The organism is Microbispora rosea (assembly GCF_044460045.1).
Lineage (GTDB): Bacteria > Actinomycetota > Actinomycetes > Streptosporangiales > Streptosporangiaceae > Microbispora > Microbispora rosea.
Genome location: NZ_JBITJO010000003.1, coordinates 903275 through 918776 on the forward strand (window position 1 = coordinate 903275; position 15502 = coordinate 918776).

The 15502-nt window shown below is 75.0% G+C and carries 16 protein-coding genes; 6 read left to right on the forward strand and 10 right to left on the reverse strand.

Annotation, left to right across the window (positions count from 1 at the left end):
• Positions 1-21: 21 nt before the first annotated feature.
• Genes ACIBK1_RS16360 through ACIBK1_RS16375 form a run of 4 tightly spaced genes read left to right on the forward strand, consistent with a single transcriptional unit; the run spans position 22 to position 3119 of the window.
• Positions 22-735 carry an ABC transporter ATP-binding protein gene (locus ACIBK1_RS16360; protein WP_030508048.1) on the forward strand — a complete coding sequence of 238 codons (714 nt, stop codon included), beginning with the start codon at positions 22-24 and terminating at the stop codon, positions 733-735.
• The gene (locus ACIBK1_RS16365; RefSeq protein WP_030508049.1) at positions 732-1421 is read left to right on the forward strand and encodes an ABC transporter permease; all 690 of its coding nucleotides are present in this window, start codon (positions 732-734) and stop codon (positions 1419-1421) included. Before ACIBK1_RS16360 ends, ACIBK1_RS16365 begins: the two co-directional genes overlap by 4 nt.
• A gap of 4 nt (positions 1422-1425) precedes the next feature.
• Positions 1426-2523 (forward strand): sensor histidine kinase, encoded by a 1098-nt coding sequence (locus tag ACIBK1_RS16370; protein WP_030508050.1) that lies wholly within the window; start codon positions 1426-1428, stop codon positions 2521-2523.
• Positions 2523-3119: a response regulator gene (locus tag ACIBK1_RS16375; RefSeq protein WP_030508051.1), complete on the forward strand. Its 597-nt coding sequence runs from the start codon at positions 2523-2525 to the stop codon at positions 3117-3119. Before ACIBK1_RS16370 ends, ACIBK1_RS16375 begins: the two co-directional genes overlap by 1 nt.
• On the opposite strand, the gene ACIBK1_RS16380 is transcribed toward ACIBK1_RS16375, so the two are convergent.
• Both ACIBK1_RS16380 and ACIBK1_RS16385 read right to left on the reverse strand, forming a co-directional pair.
• Positions 3116-3565: a hypothetical protein gene (locus ACIBK1_RS16380; RefSeq protein WP_030508052.1), complete on the reverse strand. Its 450-nt coding sequence runs from the start codon at positions 3563-3565 to the stop codon at positions 3116-3118. The two genes, ACIBK1_RS16375 and ACIBK1_RS16380, sit on opposite strands and share 4 nt — an antisense overlap.
• Positions 3562-3795: a ribbon-helix-helix domain-containing protein gene (locus tag ACIBK1_RS16385; protein ID WP_030508053.1), complete on the reverse strand. Its 234-nt coding sequence runs from the start codon at positions 3793-3795 to the stop codon at positions 3562-3564. Before ACIBK1_RS16385 ends, ACIBK1_RS16380 begins: the two co-directional genes overlap by 4 nt.
• A 99-nt stretch (positions 3796-3894) precedes the next feature.
• On the opposite strand from ACIBK1_RS16385, the gene ACIBK1_RS16390 reads away from it, so the two are divergent.
• Positions 3895-4659: an SDR family NAD(P)-dependent oxidoreductase gene (locus ACIBK1_RS16390; protein ID WP_030508054.1), complete on the forward strand. Its 765-nt coding sequence runs from the start codon at positions 3895-3897 to the stop codon at positions 4657-4659.
• Positions 4660-4676: 17 nt separating this feature from the next.
• On the opposite strand, the gene hpnH is transcribed toward ACIBK1_RS16390, so the two are convergent.
• The 7 genes from hpnH to ACIBK1_RS16425 form a co-directional block, all read right to left on the reverse strand.
• The gene (gene hpnH / locus ACIBK1_RS16395) at positions 4677-5681 is read right to left on the reverse strand and encodes an adenosyl-hopene transferase HpnH (RefSeq protein WP_030508055.1); all 1005 of its coding nucleotides are present in this window, start codon (positions 5679-5681) and stop codon (positions 4677-4679) included.
• The gene (ispH, locus tag ACIBK1_RS16400) at positions 5681-7243 is read right to left on the reverse strand and encodes a 4-hydroxy-3-methylbut-2-enyl diphosphate reductase (RefSeq protein ID WP_231513882.1); all 1563 of its coding nucleotides are present in this window, start codon (positions 7241-7243) and stop codon (positions 5681-5683) included. Before ispH ends, hpnH begins: the two co-directional genes overlap by 1 nt.
• The gene (gene shc, locus ACIBK1_RS16405; protein ID WP_396735684.1) at positions 7240-9198 is read right to left on the reverse strand and encodes a squalene--hopene cyclase; all 1959 of its coding nucleotides are present in this window, start codon (positions 9196-9198) and stop codon (positions 7240-7242) included. Before shc ends, ispH begins: the two co-directional genes overlap by 4 nt.
• Positions 9195-10577: a hydroxysqualene dehydroxylase HpnE gene (gene hpnE, locus ACIBK1_RS16410; protein WP_396735687.1), complete on the reverse strand. Its 1383-nt coding sequence runs from the start codon at positions 10575-10577 to the stop codon at positions 9195-9197. The genes shc and hpnE overlap by 4 nt, the downstream gene beginning before the upstream one ends.
• On the reverse strand, positions 10574-11455 hold the full coding sequence (locus ACIBK1_RS16415; protein ID WP_231513891.1) for a phytoene/squalene synthase family protein: 882 nt from the start codon (positions 11453-11455) through the stop codon (positions 10574-10576). Before ACIBK1_RS16415 ends, hpnE begins: the two co-directional genes overlap by 4 nt.
• 139 nt (positions 11456-11594) lie before the next feature.
• Positions 11595-12446 carry a squalene synthase HpnC gene (hpnC, locus tag ACIBK1_RS16420; RefSeq protein ID WP_051761724.1) on the reverse strand — a complete coding sequence of 284 codons (852 nt, stop codon included), beginning with the start codon at positions 12444-12446 and terminating at the stop codon, positions 11595-11597.
• A 172-nt stretch (positions 12447-12618) separates the two neighbouring features.
• Positions 12619-13389 carry a polysaccharide deacetylase family protein gene (locus ACIBK1_RS16425; RefSeq protein ID WP_030508061.1) on the reverse strand — a complete coding sequence of 257 codons (771 nt, stop codon included), beginning with the start codon at positions 13387-13389 and terminating at the stop codon, positions 12619-12621.
• 47 nt (positions 13390-13436) lie between these two features.
• Here ACIBK1_RS16425 and ACIBK1_RS16430 point away from each other — a divergent pair, with 47 nt between their 5' ends.
• Positions 13437-14561 carry an MGDG synthase family glycosyltransferase gene (locus ACIBK1_RS16430; RefSeq protein ID WP_051761725.1) on the forward strand — a complete coding sequence of 375 codons (1125 nt, stop codon included), beginning with the start codon at positions 13437-13439 and terminating at the stop codon, positions 14559-14561.
• On the opposite strand, the gene ACIBK1_RS16435 is transcribed toward ACIBK1_RS16430, so the two are convergent.
• Complete coding sequence (locus tag ACIBK1_RS16435; protein ID WP_051761726.1) at positions 14473-15390, reverse strand: DMT family transporter; 918 nt, start codon at positions 15388-15390, stop codon at positions 14473-14475. The two genes, ACIBK1_RS16430 and ACIBK1_RS16435, sit on opposite strands and share 89 nt — an antisense overlap.
• Positions 15391-15502 lie beyond the last annotated feature (112 nt).

The following is a 15502-nucleotide window of genomic DNA, read 5'->3' on the forward strand; positions in this document are numbered from 1 at the left end:
CCTCGCCGCGAACCTTGAGGCATGGAAGCCATCGAGGTGACAGACCTCCGCAAGTCGTACGGGGACACCGTCGCCGTGGACGGGGTGACGTTCACGGTCCGGGCCGGTGAGACGTTCGGGATCATCGGTCACAACGGCGCCGGCAAGACCACGACCGTCGAGTGCCTGATCGGGCTCAGGCGTGGCGACGCAGGCTGGGTACGGGTGCTCGGCGAGGATCCGGCGCGCAGGCGGCGAGCCCTGGCCCAGCGCCTGGGCGTGCAACTCCAGGACAGCTCGCTGCCGGAGCGGCTCAAGGTGGCCGAGGCGCTGCGTCTGTTCGGCGCCCTCTACTGCGACGCGGCCGACTGGCGGGGGGTGATGGACCGCTGGGGCCTGCGGCCGCTGGCGAGAAAGGCCTTCGGCGACCTGTCCGGAGGGCAGAGGCAGCGGCTGATGCTCGCGCTCGCCCTGGTCGGCGACCCCGAGGTCGTCGTGCTCGACGAGCTGACCACGGGCCTGGACCCGATCGCGCGCCGCGAGACGTGGCGGCTGATCGGCGACCTGAAGGCGGCGGGCACCACCGTGGTGCTGGTCAGCCACTACTTCGACGAGATAGAGGCGCTCTGTGACCGGGTCGCCGTCCTCGCCCGCGGCCGGGTGGCGGCGACGGGCACCACGGGCGAGCTCGTCGCCCGGACCGGAACCGCCTCGCTGGAAGAGGCCTACCTCGCCCTGGAAGGAGCGGACCGATGAGGGCGTTCACGGCTCTGGCGGCGGCCGAGCTCAGGCTGCTGGCGCGCGATCCCGCCTCGCTGTTCTTCATGGTGGCCTTCCCCCTCATGCTGCTGGTGCTCAAGCGCGGCGACAGCGGGGCGGTCCCCGGCTACCTCGCGATGATCGCCGCCATCGGCGGGATGGGCGCGCTGCCGGGCCTGCTGGCCTCCTACCGCGAGCGCAAGGTGCTCAAGCGGCTGGCCACCACGCCGATCTCCCCGGTTCTGCTGCTCGGCGCCCAGCTCGTGGCCCAGGTCGCCGCGGGACTCGCGGGCTCGGCGCTGCTGGTGGTCGTGACGATCGCGGTGTTCGGCGCGCAGCCCCCCGGGAACGTCGTCCTGCTGGCCGCCGCCTTCCTGCTCTGCTCGGTGATGGTCTGCGCGCTGGGCTTCGTGATCGCCGCGGTCGTGCGCAACACCAGGGGCGCGAGCCTGATCGGCATGCTGGTCATGTTCCCCATGATCTTCCTGTCGGGCGCGGCCGTGCCCAGGAAGGTCCTGCCCGGCTCGCTGCGTCAGATCGGCGACTTCCTGCCCCTGACCCCGGCCGTGGAGGCCCTGGGGGACGCCTGGTCCGGCACCGCCGCGGTCTTTCCCCTGCTGATCCTCGCGGGGATAATCGTGGCGGCCACGGCCGCCGGCGCCGCGCTGTTCCGATGGGAGTGAGGACGTGAACGTCTGGGAGGCGCGCTGGCTGCGCGCCTTCCACCTGTTGTACTACGCCTGCCTGGCGCTCGGGCTGATCCTCTCGTCCGGCGAGGGCACGGGCGAGAGCAGGGTCCCAGGCCCGCTGACGCTGGGAATCGTCGCGCTCATGGCCGGCTGGCACGGCTTCTTCGTCGCACGGCGGCCGCGTCTGCTCGGGCGGCTCAACCCGATGGCGTTCCACCTGGCGGTCGTCTGCGCGCTCTACATCGCGCTGGTGTCGCTCGACCGATCGTTCGACGTGGTCGTCTTCGGGCTGATGCCCCAGCCGTATCTGATGCTGCCGAGCCCCTGGTCGTACGCGGGGGCGGTGGCGACGGTCCTCAGCACGTTCGCCGCCAGGGGCTATCTGGACGATCCCGGCGCCTTGTGGCGGCTCGTCGGGAGTTCCGGCCTCGTCGTGGCGATCGGGCTGTTCGTCGACTACGTGTCCCGGCAGAGCGCGCAGAACCGGACGGTCGGGGTGCTGGAGGAGCGGGCGAGGCTGGCCAGGGAGATCCACGACACCCTCGCGCAGGGGTTGAGCGGGATCATCACCCAGCTGGAGGCGGCCGAGCAGGCGATGCCCGACCTGGGCGCCGTACGGAAGAGGGTCGCGCTGGCCAAAGAGCTGGCGCGCGACAACCTGCGGGAGGCGCGGCGCTCGGTCGACGCGCTGCGGCCGGGCCCTCTCGCCGGCGCGGGCCCGGAGGCGGCGCTCGCGGAGGTGGCCGCCCGGTGGTCGCGGACGTCGGGGGTTGCGGCGACCGTGTCGGTGGAGGGGACGCCCCGGCCACTGCCGGGTGAGGTGCAGACGACGCTGCTGCGGGCGGCGCAGGAAGGACTGTCGAACGCGGCCAGGCACGCCCGGGCGGGCAGGGTCGCGATCACGCTGACGTACATGGACGACGAGGTGACGCTCGACGTGTTCGACGACGGGGTGGGGTTCGACCCGGACGCGCCCGGCGCGGGGTATGGGCTGGCCGCCATGCGGGAGCGGGCCGGCGGCGTCGGGGGGACGCTGACCGTGGAGTCCGCACCGGGAGAGGGGACGGCGCTGTGCCTGCGGATCCCCTCAAACTGATGATCGTCGACGACCACCCGGTGGTCCGCGACGGGCTGCGCGGGATGTTCGACCACGTGGCGGACATCGAGGTGGTGGCGGAGGCGTCCGACGGGTTCGAGGCGCTGGCCATGGCCAGGAGGACCCGGCCGCATGTGGTGCTGATGGACCTTCGCATGCCCGGCCTGGACGGCGTCGGGGCGATCCAGCGACTCCGGGCCGACCATCCGGAGATCAAGGTGGTCGTGCTCACCACCTACGACACGGACGCGGACGTGGCCCGGGCCATGGCCGCCGGGGTGGCGGGCTACCTGCTGAAGGACGCCCCACGCGAGGAGCTGCACAGAGCGGTCCGCACTGCCGCCGCCGGCGGCGCGGTCCTGGCGCCGTCGGTCGCGTCCGCGCTGATGAACAGGCCCGCGGCCCAGGAGCCGAGCCCGCGCGAGCTGGAGGTGCTGCGCCTGGTGGCGCGGGGCTCGGCGAACAAGGAGATCGCCCGGGCCCTGCTGATCAGCGAGACGACGGTGAAGACGCATCTCAAGCACGTCTTCGCCAAGCTCGGTGTCGACAGCAGGGCCGCGGCCGTCGTCGTGGCCATGGAGCGAGGGCTCCTCTAGGGAAGGATCTCCAGGCGGACGCCGAGGCCCTCGTACAGGTAGGGGGTGGCGGTGATGATCCGCCAGTTGCGGCGGGTGGCGTGGACGGCCGCGTGGGCGGCCACCAGGACGTCGGGCAGGAGCGCGTCGGCGGCGGACGGCCGGTGACGCCGCAGGCTCGTCATGATCGCCTGCGCGTACGGCCCGCCTTCGACGGCGTCGCCGGGGGAGAGTGCGCCGGTGACCACCATCGACATGCGCAGGAAGCGTTCGAGCCGGGGCTGGATGGGGCCGAGCGACAGCACCTGGACGGCGAGCGCGGGGACGAGGAGGGTGACGCCGTGGGCCGAGGACTGCCGCACGACGGCCCTGCCGTACATGCTCTTGCCCTCGATCAGGTGGACGACGGCGTCGAGGTCCAGCACGTGGCCGGACAGGACGCCGGCCGGTGGGACGGGGTCGGTCACGCGGCGTCCGCCTTGGCGTCGCCCGTCATCAGGCGCGCCGCGCGGGCGCTCTCGTCATCGGTGATGCCGTCCTGCCAGCCCGGCCCCCATAAATCGGCCATGATGGCCAGGTCGCCCTGGATGCGCCGCCGCTCCCGCAGCGCCGCGGCGATGTAGGCCGAGGCGTTGCCGGACGCCTGCGCCTCGTCGGCCAGTTCGTCCGGCAAAGAGATCGTAATCTTCTTGGTCATACTCGGGAGGCTACCCAGTCATACCCCTGGTGGTCCACCGGTTCGCGGAAACCACGGGGGTACACCCTTGGGACGAGGGGGGCCGAGGGGGTGGGGCGGATGCGGCTGGCGGGGGCACGGGTGCTCGTCACGGGGGCGTCGTCGGGCATCGGCGCCGCCACGGCGCTGGAGTTGTCGGCGCGCGGCGCGCGGCTGGTGCTGTCCGGGCGCGACCAGGAGGCGCTCGCGGACGTCGCCGCACGGACCGGCGGCGAGATGCTGCCCGCCGACCTGTCCGACCCCTCGGCCGACCTCGCCGTACGCGCCGGGCGGGTGGACGTGCTGGTGGCGTGCGCGGGCGAGGGCTGGAGCGGGCCGCTCACGCGGATGTCCGGCGGCACGGCCGAACGCATGATCGCGGTCAACCTGACGGCCCACGTGCAGCTCACCCGGCTGCTGCTGCCCGGGATGCTGGAGCGCGGCCGGGGTCACCTCGTCTACGTCGCCTCGATCGCCGGCGTGGTGGGCGTGCGGGAGGAGGCGGTGTACGCCGCGACCAAGGCGGGCCTGCTCGCCTTCGCCGAGAGCCTGCGCTACGAGCTGCCCGCGGTTGACGGGAACGCCGTCGACGGGAACGGCGTCGGCGTGACGGCCGTGGTGCCCGGGGTCGTCGACACGCCGTTCTTCGCCCGGCGCGGCAGGCCGTACACACGGCGCAGGCCCGCGCCCGTCCCGCCCGAGCGGGTGGCCCGCGCCATCGCGGTGGCCGTCGAGCGCGACCGCGCCGAGGTGTACGTCCCCGCCTGGCTGCGGCTGCCCGCCCGCCTGCACGGGGCCGCGCCCGGCGCGTTCCGCGTCCTGGCCCGCCGCTTCGGCCGCCCCTGAGACTCGGCCCCTGAGACTCAGGTGCCGCGCAGCGCGCGCAGCGACTCGCGCAGCGAGCCGAGGGTGGCGAAGACCGCCGTCGGCTCGTAGCCGCAGTGCGCCATGCAGTTGGCGCAGCGCGGGTCCCGCCCCCGGCCGTAGGCGCTCCAGTCGGTCTCCTCGGCCAGCTCCCGGTAGCTCTGCGCGTACCCGTCGGCCATCAGGTAGCAGGGCCGCTGCCAGCCGAACACCGAATACGACGGGATCGCCCAGGCCGTGCAGGGGAAGTCGGCCTTCCCCTCCAGGAAGTCCAGGAACAACGGCGAGTGGTTGAACCGCCAGCGCCTGCGGTTGCCGCCCGCGAACGCGGCGCGGAACAGCTCGCGCGTCTGCCGCACCCCGAGGAAGCAGTCCTGGTCGGGCGCCTTCTCGTACGCGTACCCGGGCGAGATCATCATCTGGTCGACGCCCAGGTCGTCGTTGAGGAAGTCGAGCACCTCGATCACGGTGCGCGGGCTGTCCCCGGCGAAGAACGTGGTGTTGGTGGTGACGCGGAAGCCGCGCCGCCGGCACTCGCGCACCGCCGCGACCGCCTCGTCGAACACGCCCTCCTTGCACACCGACGCGTCGTGCCGCTCGCGGAGGCCGTCGATGTGGACCGCCCAGGCGAAGTACGGCGAGGGCGTGAACCTGTCGATCTTGCGTGGGATCAGCAGCGCGTTGGTGCAGAGGAAGACGTACTTCTTGCGCGCCACCAGTTCCTCGACCATCTCCCCGATCTGGGGGTGCATGAGCGGTTCCCCGCCCGCGATCGACACCATCGGGGCGCCGCACTCCTCGACGGCGGCCACCGCCTGCTCGACCGGCATGCGCTGCTTCAGCACACCGGCCGGGTGCTGAATCTTCCCGCAGCCCGCGCACTTCAGGTTGCACGCGAACAACGGCTCAAGCTCGACCAGCAGCGGGAACCTCTCCCGCCGGCGCAGCCGCTGGGCCAGGATGTACGCGCCGACGCGCAGACTCTGGCGTACGGGCATCGGCATCAGGGCCGCACCTCCTTCGGCAATGTGAACTCGACGTTCTCCTCGGTCACCCGCCGTTCCTCCACCTCCAGCGGGCCGAGCCCGCCGAGGGCGGCCACGACGGCGTCCACCATCGCGCCGGGGGTGGACGCCCCGGCGGTCAGCCCGACCGTCCGCGCGCCGCGCAGCCAGTCGAGCGCGATGTCGCCGGGGCCGTCGACCAGGCGGGCGAGCGGGGCCCCGTCGTGACCGGACCGCGCGGCGACCTCGGTGAGGCGCAGGGCGTTGGACGAGTTGGCCGAGCCGACGACCAGCACCAGGTCGGCCTCCGCGGCGACGGCCCGCACCGCGTGCTGCCGGTTGGTCGTCGCGTAGCAGATGTCGTCGCCGCGCGGCCCCTCGGCGTCCGGGAAGCGCCGCCGTATCGCCGCCGCGACCCGCCCCGCCTCGTCGGCCGCCAGCGTGGTCTGGGTCAGGTAGGCGACCCCGCGCCCCCGCGGCACGTTCTCCACCACGGCCGCCACTCCCGCTTCGTCCTCGACCAGCACGCCCGCGCCGGGCACCTCCCCGAGCACGCCCTCGACCTCCTCGTGCCCGGCGTGGCCGACGAGCACGACGAGGTCGCCCCGCGCGGCGAACCTGCGGGCCTCCGCGTGGACCTTCGCGACCAGCGGGCACGTCGCGTCGACGACGCGCAGCCCGCGCCGCCCCGCCTCCTCGCGTACGGCGGGCGCGACCCCGTGTGCGGAGAAGACCGTGACCGCGCCCTCCGGCACCTCGGCCAGGTCGTCGACGAACACCGCGCCGCGCCGCTCCAGGTCGCGTACGACGTGGATGTTGTGCACGATCTGCTTGCGCACGTACACGGGCGCGCCGAACCGGTCGAGCGCGCGCTCCACGATCTCGATGGCCCGTTCGACCCCGGCGCAGAACGAGCGGGGCGAGGCCAGCAGGACCCGCCGCGGGCCGGTCGCGGCCGCCCAGCGCGCCAGGACCGGGCCGATCCGGGCGAGCGTGCGCCGCGCGGCGACCGCGCCGCCCATCGTGGCGAGGTTCAGCAGGGGGGCGTCGGGAGTGTCCACGATGACCCGCACCGCTGCGAACGGCCGTGTCCCGGCGGCGGCGGCCAGCGGGGCGCTCTCCATGTCGACGGCGTACGCGCCCTCGCGGGCGAGGGCGTGGCGGCCGCGGCCCGTCACGACGTGCGGGGAGGTGACGAGCGGGCCGGTGCGTGCGGGCAGCCCGGCGCGGAGGAGCTCTCCGGCGAGCAGCGGAGCCGACGGGCACGGCCAGACCCGGTCGCCGGAGCGCACCTCGGTGGCGACGAGCACGTCCCCGGGGCGCAGGCCGTCGTGGAGCGCCCCGCCGAAGCCGGTGACGGCGAGGGCGGCGGCGGGCGGGAGGAGGCCGGCCGCGCGCGCCGCCCGGCCGGGCCCCATGCCCATCCGGACGACCTGGACGCGTGGGTGGTCGCCTCCGAAATCCGGCCGGGACCGCAGGCCGCGGGCGACGGCCCTGGCCTCCATCCCCAGCGCGGTGCACACGATCAGATCGGTCATGGGATCGGTCACGCGATCGGTCATGGCGTCGCCTCCGGTCCGGCCGTCTCGTGCAGGCGCAGGTAGCGGCCGAGCGCGCTGACCGGGAAGACGAGGCGGTAGAGGTGGTAGTTGATGTAGAAGTCGCCGGGGAAGCCCGTCCCGGTGTAGTGCGGCTCGTCCCAGGTGCCGTCGGGGCGCTGGCTGCCGGCCAGCCAGGCCACGCCCCTGTCCACGGAAGGGCCCCGCTCACCGGCCGCGAGCAGGCCGATGAGAGCCCAGGCCGTCTGCGAGGCGGTCGGCTCGCCCCGCCCGACCCAGGCGGGGTCGCGGTAGGAGCGCATGTCCTCGCCCCAGCCGCCGCAGGGGTGCTGGTGCGCCTCCAGCCACGCCACGGCCCGCCGTACGCAGGGGGCGTCCGGCCGCACCCCGGCCACGACGAGGGCGGGCAGCACCGCCCCGGTGCCGTACACGTGGTTGGCCCCCCACCGGCCGAACCACGAGCCGTCGGGCTCCTGCGCCCGCAGCAGCCACACCACCGCCCGCCGTACGACGGGGGAGCGGGCCATCCCCTCGGCCGCGAGCGCCTCGACCACGTGCGCGGTCACGTCGGCCGACGGCGGGTCGATGACCGCGCCGAAGTCGCAGAACGGCAGCCGCAGGCACAGTTCCCGGGTGTTGTCGGCGTCGAAGGCGGCGAATCCGCCGTCACGGGAGACCATCCCGGCCATCCAGCGCAGCCCCCGCTCAAGGGCGGGCCGGGCGTCGGGCCGCCCCAACCGGCGCAGCGCGAGGATCACCTCGGCCGTGTCGTCGACGTCGGGGTAGCCGTCGTTGTCGAACTCGAAGGCCCAGCCGCCCGGCGCGAGCCCGGGGCGCCGCACCGTCCAGTCGCCCGGTCCCCTGATCTCCTCGCGCAGCAGCCACTCGCCCGCCCGGGCCAGCGCGGCGTGGTCGCGGGGCAGGCCCGCGTCCAGGAGGGCGGTCATCGCGAGCGCGGTGTCCCAGACCGGCGACTGGCACGCCTCCAGCCTGCGCGTGCCGTCCTCCCGGACGGTGAACCTGTCGAGTCCGGCGAGGCCGGCGCGCATGACGGGGTGGTCGACGCCGTACCCGCTCAGGTGCAAGGCGATCAGCGAGTAGACCCAGGGGGGCTGGATGCCGCCCCACGAGCCGTCGGCCTCCTGCCGGGCCACGACCCACTCGGCGGCCCGCCTCAGCGCGGCGCGGCGGAGGCCCGCGATCGGGCGCCGTTCGTAGCGGTGCAGGGCGCGGTCGAGTGCCGCGAACGCCGCGTCCCAGCCGGTCCGCGGGGCTCGCGGCGCGGGCCTTCCCGTGCGCAGTTCCGGCAGGCCGAACGGCAGCGGCCGGACCGGCCGGTGCGCCGTCACGATCGTGAGCGGGACGATGGTCTGCCGCGCCCAGCACGCCCAGTCGTACACGTTCAGCGGGCACCACGGCGGCAGGAACATGATCTCCGGTGGGATGACCGGCAGGTCCTCCCACCGCCACTGCCCGAACAGGGCGAGCCAGATCCGGGTGAAGACCCGGGCCGACTCGATGCCGCCGGCTCCGCGCACGTACGCCGCCGCGGCGCGCATGTGCGGGGCCGACGGCGGGTCGCCCGCGAGGCGCAGCGCGACGTACGCCTCGACGGTGGTGGACAGGTCGGCCGGACCGTCGTGGAAGTTCGCCCAGGTTCCGGCAACCGCGCCGTCCGGGCGCTGCTGTGACCTGATCCATCGGGCGGCCTCCGCGGTCTCCTCCGCGGTCCGCACGCCCAGGAACTCGCGCAGCAGGAGGTCCTCGGCGTCCATCGTCACGTTGGTCTGCAGCTCGCCCTTCCACCAGCCCTCGGGCGCCTGCAGGCCCAGCAGGTGGTCGCGCGCCGCCTCCAGTGCGGTCGCGGCGCGGGCGGCGCCGGTGGCGACTCCGGTGGCGACCTCTGTGGCCACCTCGGTGGTGACGCCCGTGGTGACGCCCGTGGTGAGGCCGGTCACCGCGCCTGCTCCCGTTCGAGATGCCGCCTGGCGAGGCGGGCCGCCTGGAGTCCGCTGCGCACGGCACCCTCCATGGTGTCGGGCCAGCCCGTGTCGGTCCACGCGCCGGCGAGGAACAGCCCGGGCCATCGGGTGGCCGCGCCGGGGCGCAACCCGCCGCTGCCCGGGACCTGGCGGAAGGTCGCCCGCCGCTCCCTGGTGATGAACAGGTCCACGACCCGCGCCGTCCGCGCGGCCGGGAGCAGCCGCTCCAGCTCGGGCAGGAACACCTCACGCATCACGGCCGTGGGCACGTCGATCCAGTGCCGCGCCGCCGACACCGAGACCGTCAGGTACTGGCCCCGGGTGAGCCCGCCGGAGGCGGTCCTGTCGAAGATCCACTGCACCGGCGAGCCGACGACGGCGGCGAACGGCAGCCGGGTGACGGGCCGGTCGTAGACGACGTGCACGTTGACGATCGGGCTCGCCCCGAGGCCCGCCCAGGCGTCCCGGTCCGGCGCGGCCTCCGCCGGCACGAGCCGCGCGGCCTGGCCGTGCGGGGTGGCGACGACGACGGCCGACGCGCCGATCCGCGCGCCGCCCACGACGATGGAAGGTCCACTCAGGCCCGGCAGGCCCGGCAGCACTCTGTCGACCTTCGCCGCCAGCCGGACCTCGCCGCCCAGCCGGGTGATCGCGGAAAGGGCGGCGCCGCCGTGCAGCTCGCCGAGCGGGACGGACGGCACCCCGATGTCGGCGGCGTCGGCACGGCCGAGCAGGGCCGTCCTGAAGACCATCGCCGCCGGGCCCAGCGCCGCCTCGTCGGACGGGATGTTGAGCGCGGCCACCGCGAACAGGTCCCACAGCGCGTGCCTCGCGGCCTCCCGCTGGCCGTTTTCGGCGAGCCAGCCGCCGAGCGCGGCCTGGTCGAGGGCGGGCTCGGCGGGGTCGAGCCCGCGCAGCGCGAGCGCGCCGCGCACCGCGCGCAGCCGGTCGGCGGGGGACAGCAGGCGGTAGCCCGCGAGTGCGGGCAGCAGGTGGAACGGCCCGGGCAGCGCGGCCCGGCGCAGCCGTCCCCGCCCGCCGTGCGGGGTGAGCACGCGCACGTCGAAGCGTTCCTGCAGGCGCACCCGCCCGGCGCCGCCCAGCCGGTCCAGCAGCCCGCGGTAGGCCGTGCAGCAGCGCAGGAAGACGTGCTGCCCGTTGTCGGCCGTCAGGCCGCCCCGGGCGAAGGAGTGGGTGGCGCCGCCGAGCCGGGGCCTCGCCTCGTAGAGGGTCACCGGCCATCCGGCCTCGGCGAGCGCGAGGGCCGCGGTGATGCCGGCGAGGCCGCCCCCCACCACCGCGACGGGCGGGACGCTCGCCGGGCCGTTCGCCGGGCCGTTCATCGGGCCGTTCATTTGGCCGCTCCCGCGATCGCCCGCGCCGCGACCATCGCCTTCGCCCACGGCGTCAGCGACACGCGCCCGGCCAGCGCCCGGCCGGGGTCGGCGGCGATGCGCGCGAGCAGCCGCCGGTAGATGCCCGCCATCGCCGCGGTGCAGGCCGCGCTGCGCCGGTCGAGCAGCGGGATCAGCCGCATCCCCTCGGCGTACCAGCCGAGGGCCCGGCCCGCCTCGTACCGGACGAGCCGCGCCAGCCGCTCAGGCGGATCGGTGAACGCCCCCGACGCGTCCAGGTCGAGCGTGCAGCCGAACCTGCGCAGGTCGTCGGCGGGCAGGTACACCCGGCCCGCGCAGCGGTCCTCGCGCAGGTCCCTGAGCACGTTGGTGAGCTGGAGCGCCACCCCCAGGGAGTCCGCGAGCCGCGCCGCCCGTCGCAGGGCTGCGTCACCGCGTGCCGCCCCGCCGGCGAGGCCGAACACGCCGAGGGACAGCCGCCCGATCGACCCGGCGACCTCACGGCAGTAGCCGACCAGGTCCTCGTAGGACTGGTAGCACGCCCCCGCGACGTCGTCGGCGCATCCGTCGATCAGCTCCTCGAACGCCTCCAGCGGGACGGGGAAGCGCACGGCGGTGTCGCGCAGGGCCACGAGGACGGGGTCGGCGGGGTCCGGCCGCGCGGCCCCCAGTCCCGTACGGGCCTTCTCCAGTGCCGACAGCCGCGCGTCCACCGGCCCGGCCGCGTCGCCGATGTCGTCGATCCGCCGGGCGAAGGCGTAGAGCGCGCTGAGCGCGCGGCGCTTGGGCGGGGCGAGCAGGCGGATGCCGTAGGAGAAGTTGCGCGCGCGGGTGCGGACGACGCGCTCGCAGTACCGGTAGGCCACAGGCACAGGCACAGGAACAGGCATAGTCACCGGCACGGGCGCAGGTACGGACGCCGGCGCGGGAATGGGCGTGAGGGGGCGCGGCGCGGGAACGGGCGGGTCGTCCCCCGCGCGATGCGGAGCGGGGCCGGGCGGGCGATCGGGAACAGGATCAGGAATCGCGCCGGGAACCGTCACCGTTCACCTCCTTCAGCACGCGCATCCACTCGCTCAGCACCGCGCGGCGGCGCGCGCGGACCGCCCCGCCGAGGACGTCGTGCCGGCCTCGCTCCAGCGCCGCGAGAGCCGCCCGGCCGCCCGCGACGTACCCGGCGACCGCGGTACGCGCGAACCCGCTCAGCGTCTCCAGCAGCGGCATGCCCTCGTCGAGCAGGGTGGCGGCGCGGCGGGCCTGCAGCGCCACGGCCCGGCGCAGCCGCGGGGAGGTGCGCGGGGCGTCCAGGTCGGCCTCGCGGCAGCCGAACCTGCGCAGGTCCTCGCCGGGGAGGTAGACGCGGCCGCGGGCGTGGTCCTCGCCCACGTCCTGGCAGTGCTCGATCACCTGCAGCGCCGAGCAGATGCGGTCCGACAGCCGCGCCCGCTCCGGGGTGGCCACGCCGAAGACGTGCAGGACGATCCGGCCGACCGGGTTGGCGGACAGCTCGCAGTAGGCCAGCAGCTGCGCGAAGGTGTCGTAGCGCCGCACCACCTGGTCGCGCCGGTTGGCCTCCACGAGGTGGAGGAAGGGCGTCCGCGGCACGCCCCGCCCGGCGACCAGCGGCCCCAGCGCGCGTACGGCGGGCAGCCGCGGGCTCCCTCCGGCGTACAGGCGGCCGAGGTCGGCCTCCACCGCGTCGAGCAGGGCGGGCCGCCCGGCGGGGTCCCCTTCGTCGCCGACGTCGTCCACGTAGCGGGCGAAGCCGTACACCGCTATCAGGTCGCGGCGGTACGCGCGCGGAAGCAGGCGGGAGGCCACCGGGAAGTTCTCCCGGTGCGCGGCGTCGCGTACGTCCGCTGCGGACATGCCTGAAGAATCTCCACCGCCATTCACCACAAAACCCGACAGATCGGGCGGGCGCTTTTACGTGGGCAACCCCGTGGGAAAAGCGGCGTGCTCGAACGGACGGTGTCCGGAAAAAAGGGCAAAAACCTAATCGAGAAGGACGTCGAGACCCAGCGACCGTTTTTCCGCGTTTTTATGCTTCCGGCCGCAGGTAAAAGCTTGCCGAGGCCGGGAGCCGGTGGGGCCGCGCGCCACCGGGTACACCCACGCCGTGGGCGCCGAGCGGTCCGACTCGCAGTCCGGCGGCGCGGCAGCGCGCGACCACGGCGGCGAGCGCGCCCAGCGCCGAGTGCCAGGAACCCGGGGCGGAGGTGTGGTCGCAGTCGTGCAGCAGCAGCGTCGCCCCGCCGCGCAGGCCGGGCTCCAGGGTGCGCAGCACCGAGCCGGGCGTGGCCCGGTGCGTCCAGTCCTCGCCCCACGCCGTCCACAGCACCGGCCGCAGGCCGTGCCACCGGGCCGCGAGCAGCGCCTCGGCGCTCAGCACCCCGTACGGCGGGCGATACCACGTGGGGCGTGTGCCGGTGACGGCGGCGACGAGGCGCGCGGCCCTGCCCATCTCGGCCGCGACCCTGCCCGGCCGGGTGAGCAGGGCGTTGTCGTGCCGCCAGCCGTGCACGGCCACCTCGTGCCCGGCCCGTGCGATGCTCCGCCCGACCTCGGGATGGCGGCCGAGCATCTCGCCGAGGAGGAAGAAGGTCGCCCGGCATCCGAGCCGGTCCAGCTCGTCGAGGAACAGCGGGGTGGACCGTGGATCGGGCCCGTCGTCGAAGGTGAGCGCCACATGCCCGGGATCGCCTTCGCCCGCGAGGGACGGCAGCAGGCGGCGGACCGGAGGCAGCCAGGTGGCCCCCGGCCCGGCGTGGAGCAGGGCCAGTCCGGCGGCGACGAGCGCGTGAGGTCCCATCGCCTTCCAGTGTCCGCCACGCCGCCCCCCACCCGGGAAGGAGGGTCATGAGGAACAGGGCATTGATCGTCAGCGCCTCGATGGGAGCGGGCCACGACGCGGTGGCCGCGGAACTGGCCCGCCGCCTGGCCGCCGCCGGCACGCGCGCGGAGGTCGTGGACGTGCTCGCCCTGCTGCCGCTGCGGCTGGGCGCGCTCCTGCGGTGGTGGTACCGGGCGGTCATGCTGCGGGCGCCGTGGCTGTACGCGCTGGTCTACCGGGTGTTCTTCGTCTCCCGCCGGGCCCCCTCCACCTCGCCGCTGACGGTCCTGGCCGCGGCCGGGCTGGCCCGGGTGGTGCGCCGTGTGCGGCCCTCCGTGGTGGTGCCGGTCTTCCACGTGGCCGCGCAGGCCGCCGGGCACCTGCGCGAGCGGGGGCGGCTGGCCGTGCCGAGCGTGGTCGTGCTGACCGACTTCGCCGTGCACCGCCTCTGGCTGCACGCCGGCAACGACCGCTACCTGTGCCCGGACACGTCCACGGCCCTCGCGGTGACGGCCGCCGTCGGCCGCCCGGCCTTCCGCTGCGCTCCGATCGTGCGCCCCGGGTTCGCCCGCGCCGATGGGGCGGCGGACGTCCGGGCCCGCGTCGGCCTGCGGGACGGCGACCGGATCGTGCTCGTCTGCGCGGGGTCCTGGGGGGTCGGCGGGGTCGCGGCGACCGCTCGGCTCCTGGCCCGCTCGGGCCGGTACACGCCCGTGGTGCTGTGCGGGCGCAACGAGCGGCTGCGCCGCCGCCTCGAACACCTGCTCGGCGGAGCGGGGGTCGCTCTCGGCTGGCGCGACGACGTGGCGGACCTGCTCGCCTCCGCGTACGCGCTGGTGGACAACGCGGGCGGGCTGACCTGCCGGGAGGCGTTCGCGGCGGGGGTCCCCGTCGTCACCCACCGGCCCATCGCGGGGCACGGCAGGGACGGCGTGCTCGCGATGGCGCAGGCCGGGGTCAGCGTCCACGCGCGCCGCCGCGCCGACCTGCTGCGGGCGCTCGACCGGCTCGAACCCGGCCTGCCCGGACGGGCCGCGCTCACCGCGCGGGCGGCCGCCCTGTTCACCACGGCGCCGGCCGAGTCCCTTCTTCTCCCGGACCTCCTGCTCCGTGGTGATGGTGTGCCCCTGCCATACGAGCCTGCTCCCTGAGGGGGGCGTACCTCGACAGCAGCACGCTGCCGTACAGGATGAGGGCCATGCCCGTCAGTTCGGGCAGCACCCATGGGCCGGTGCGGATGTCCTCGCCGAACATCGCCACGCCGTACGCCGTGCTCGCCACGGGGTCGGTCACGGTCAGCGCGGGCTGCACGGCGACGAGCGGACCGCTGTGCAGGGCGTTCTGCAGCAGGAACAGGCTGCACAGACCGGCCGCCACCATGGCCCACAGCGACCAGGAGCCGGCCAGCGTCTGCAGGCCCCCCGGCAGTTCCTCCACCGTGCGCTTCATGAGGACGGCGGTGTAGGCGAAGCCGAGGCCGGCGGCGACCCCGAGCAGCACCGCACGGGCGGCCCCGCCGCAGGCGATCGCGGCGGCCACGCAGCAGGCGAGGAGCCCGGCGGTCACACCCGCCGAGATCACCCAGCTCAGCAGGCCGGGAAGCCGGTGGCCGGGGGTGGGTGACGCCGCCGCGAGGAACCCGGTCAGGCCGGCCGTCAGCGCGCCCACGGCCAGCCACGTCCGGGGGGTGACGCGAACCCGGAACATCCAGCCCGCCACGAGCATCGTGATCGGCAGTTCCGCGACCAGCAGGGGCTGGACGAGCGCGAGCCCTCCGGACGTCAGGGCGGCCGCCTGCAGCAGGAAGCCCGCGATGAGCGCGCCGATGCCGCCGAGCCAGGTGGGCCGCCGTACGAGGTCCCAGATCAGGCCGGGCCGGAACGCCTCGTCGGCCGGGGCGCTGCGGGCGGCCCGGCGCTGCAGTACGGACGCGACGGCGTTGGCCGCCGCGGCGAGCAACGCCAGGACTACAGCGATCATGACCCCCCAGCGCCTCGTCTCCGGCTTCTCCTCGCGGGGCCTCCCGTCGAGGCCCTACCGGTAGCCTCCCCGGCCATTCCCGCCGCATGTCGCCTTGAACGCTCCCAAACGT

Bases quoted from the DNA above. Each gene is read 5' to 3' on its own strand.
- ACIBK1_RS16360 (WP_030508048.1), top strand. From the start codon at position 22: ATGGAAGCCATCGAGGTGACAGACCTCCGCAAGTCGTACGGGGACACC.
- ACIBK1_RS16365 (WP_030508049.1), top strand. From the start codon at position 732: ATGAGGGCGTTCACGGCTCTGGCGGCGGCCGAGCTCAGGCTGCTGGCG.
- ACIBK1_RS16375 (WP_030508051.1), top strand. From the start codon at position 2,523: ATGATCGTCGACGACCACCCGGTGGTCCGCGACGGGCTGCGCGGGATG.
- ACIBK1_RS16385 (WP_030508053.1), bottom strand. From the start codon at position 3,795: ATGACCAAGAAGATTACGATCTCTTTGCCGGACGAACTGGCCGACGAG.
- ACIBK1_RS16390 (WP_030508054.1), top strand. From the start codon at position 3,895: ATGCGGCTGGCGGGGGCACGGGTGCTCGTCACGGGGGCGTCGTCGGGC.
- hpnH (WP_030508055.1), bottom strand. From the start codon at position 5,681: ATGCCGATGCCCGTACGCCAGAGTCTGCGCGTCGGCGCGTACATCCTG.
- ispH (WP_231513882.1), bottom strand. From the start codon at position 7,243: ATGACCGATCGCGTGACCGATCCCATGACCGATCTGATCGTGTGCACC.
- hpnE (WP_396735687.1), bottom strand. From the start codon at position 10,577: ATGAACGGCCCGATGAACGGCCCGGCGAACGGCCCGGCGAGCGTCCCG.
- hpnC (WP_051761724.1), bottom strand. From the start codon at position 12,446: ATGTCCGCAGCGGACGTACGCGACGCCGCGCACCGGGAGAACTTCCCG.
- ACIBK1_RS16425 (WP_030508061.1), bottom strand. From the start codon at position 13,389: ATGGGACCTCACGCGCTCGTCGCCGCCGGACTGGCCCTGCTCCACGCC.
- ACIBK1_RS16430 (WP_051761725.1), top strand. From the start codon at position 13,437: ATGAGGAACAGGGCATTGATCGTCAGCGCCTCGATGGGAGCGGGCCAC.
- ACIBK1_RS16435 (WP_051761726.1), bottom strand. From the start codon at position 15,390: ATGATCGCTGTAGTCCTGGCGTTGCTCGCCGCGGCGGCCAACGCCGTC.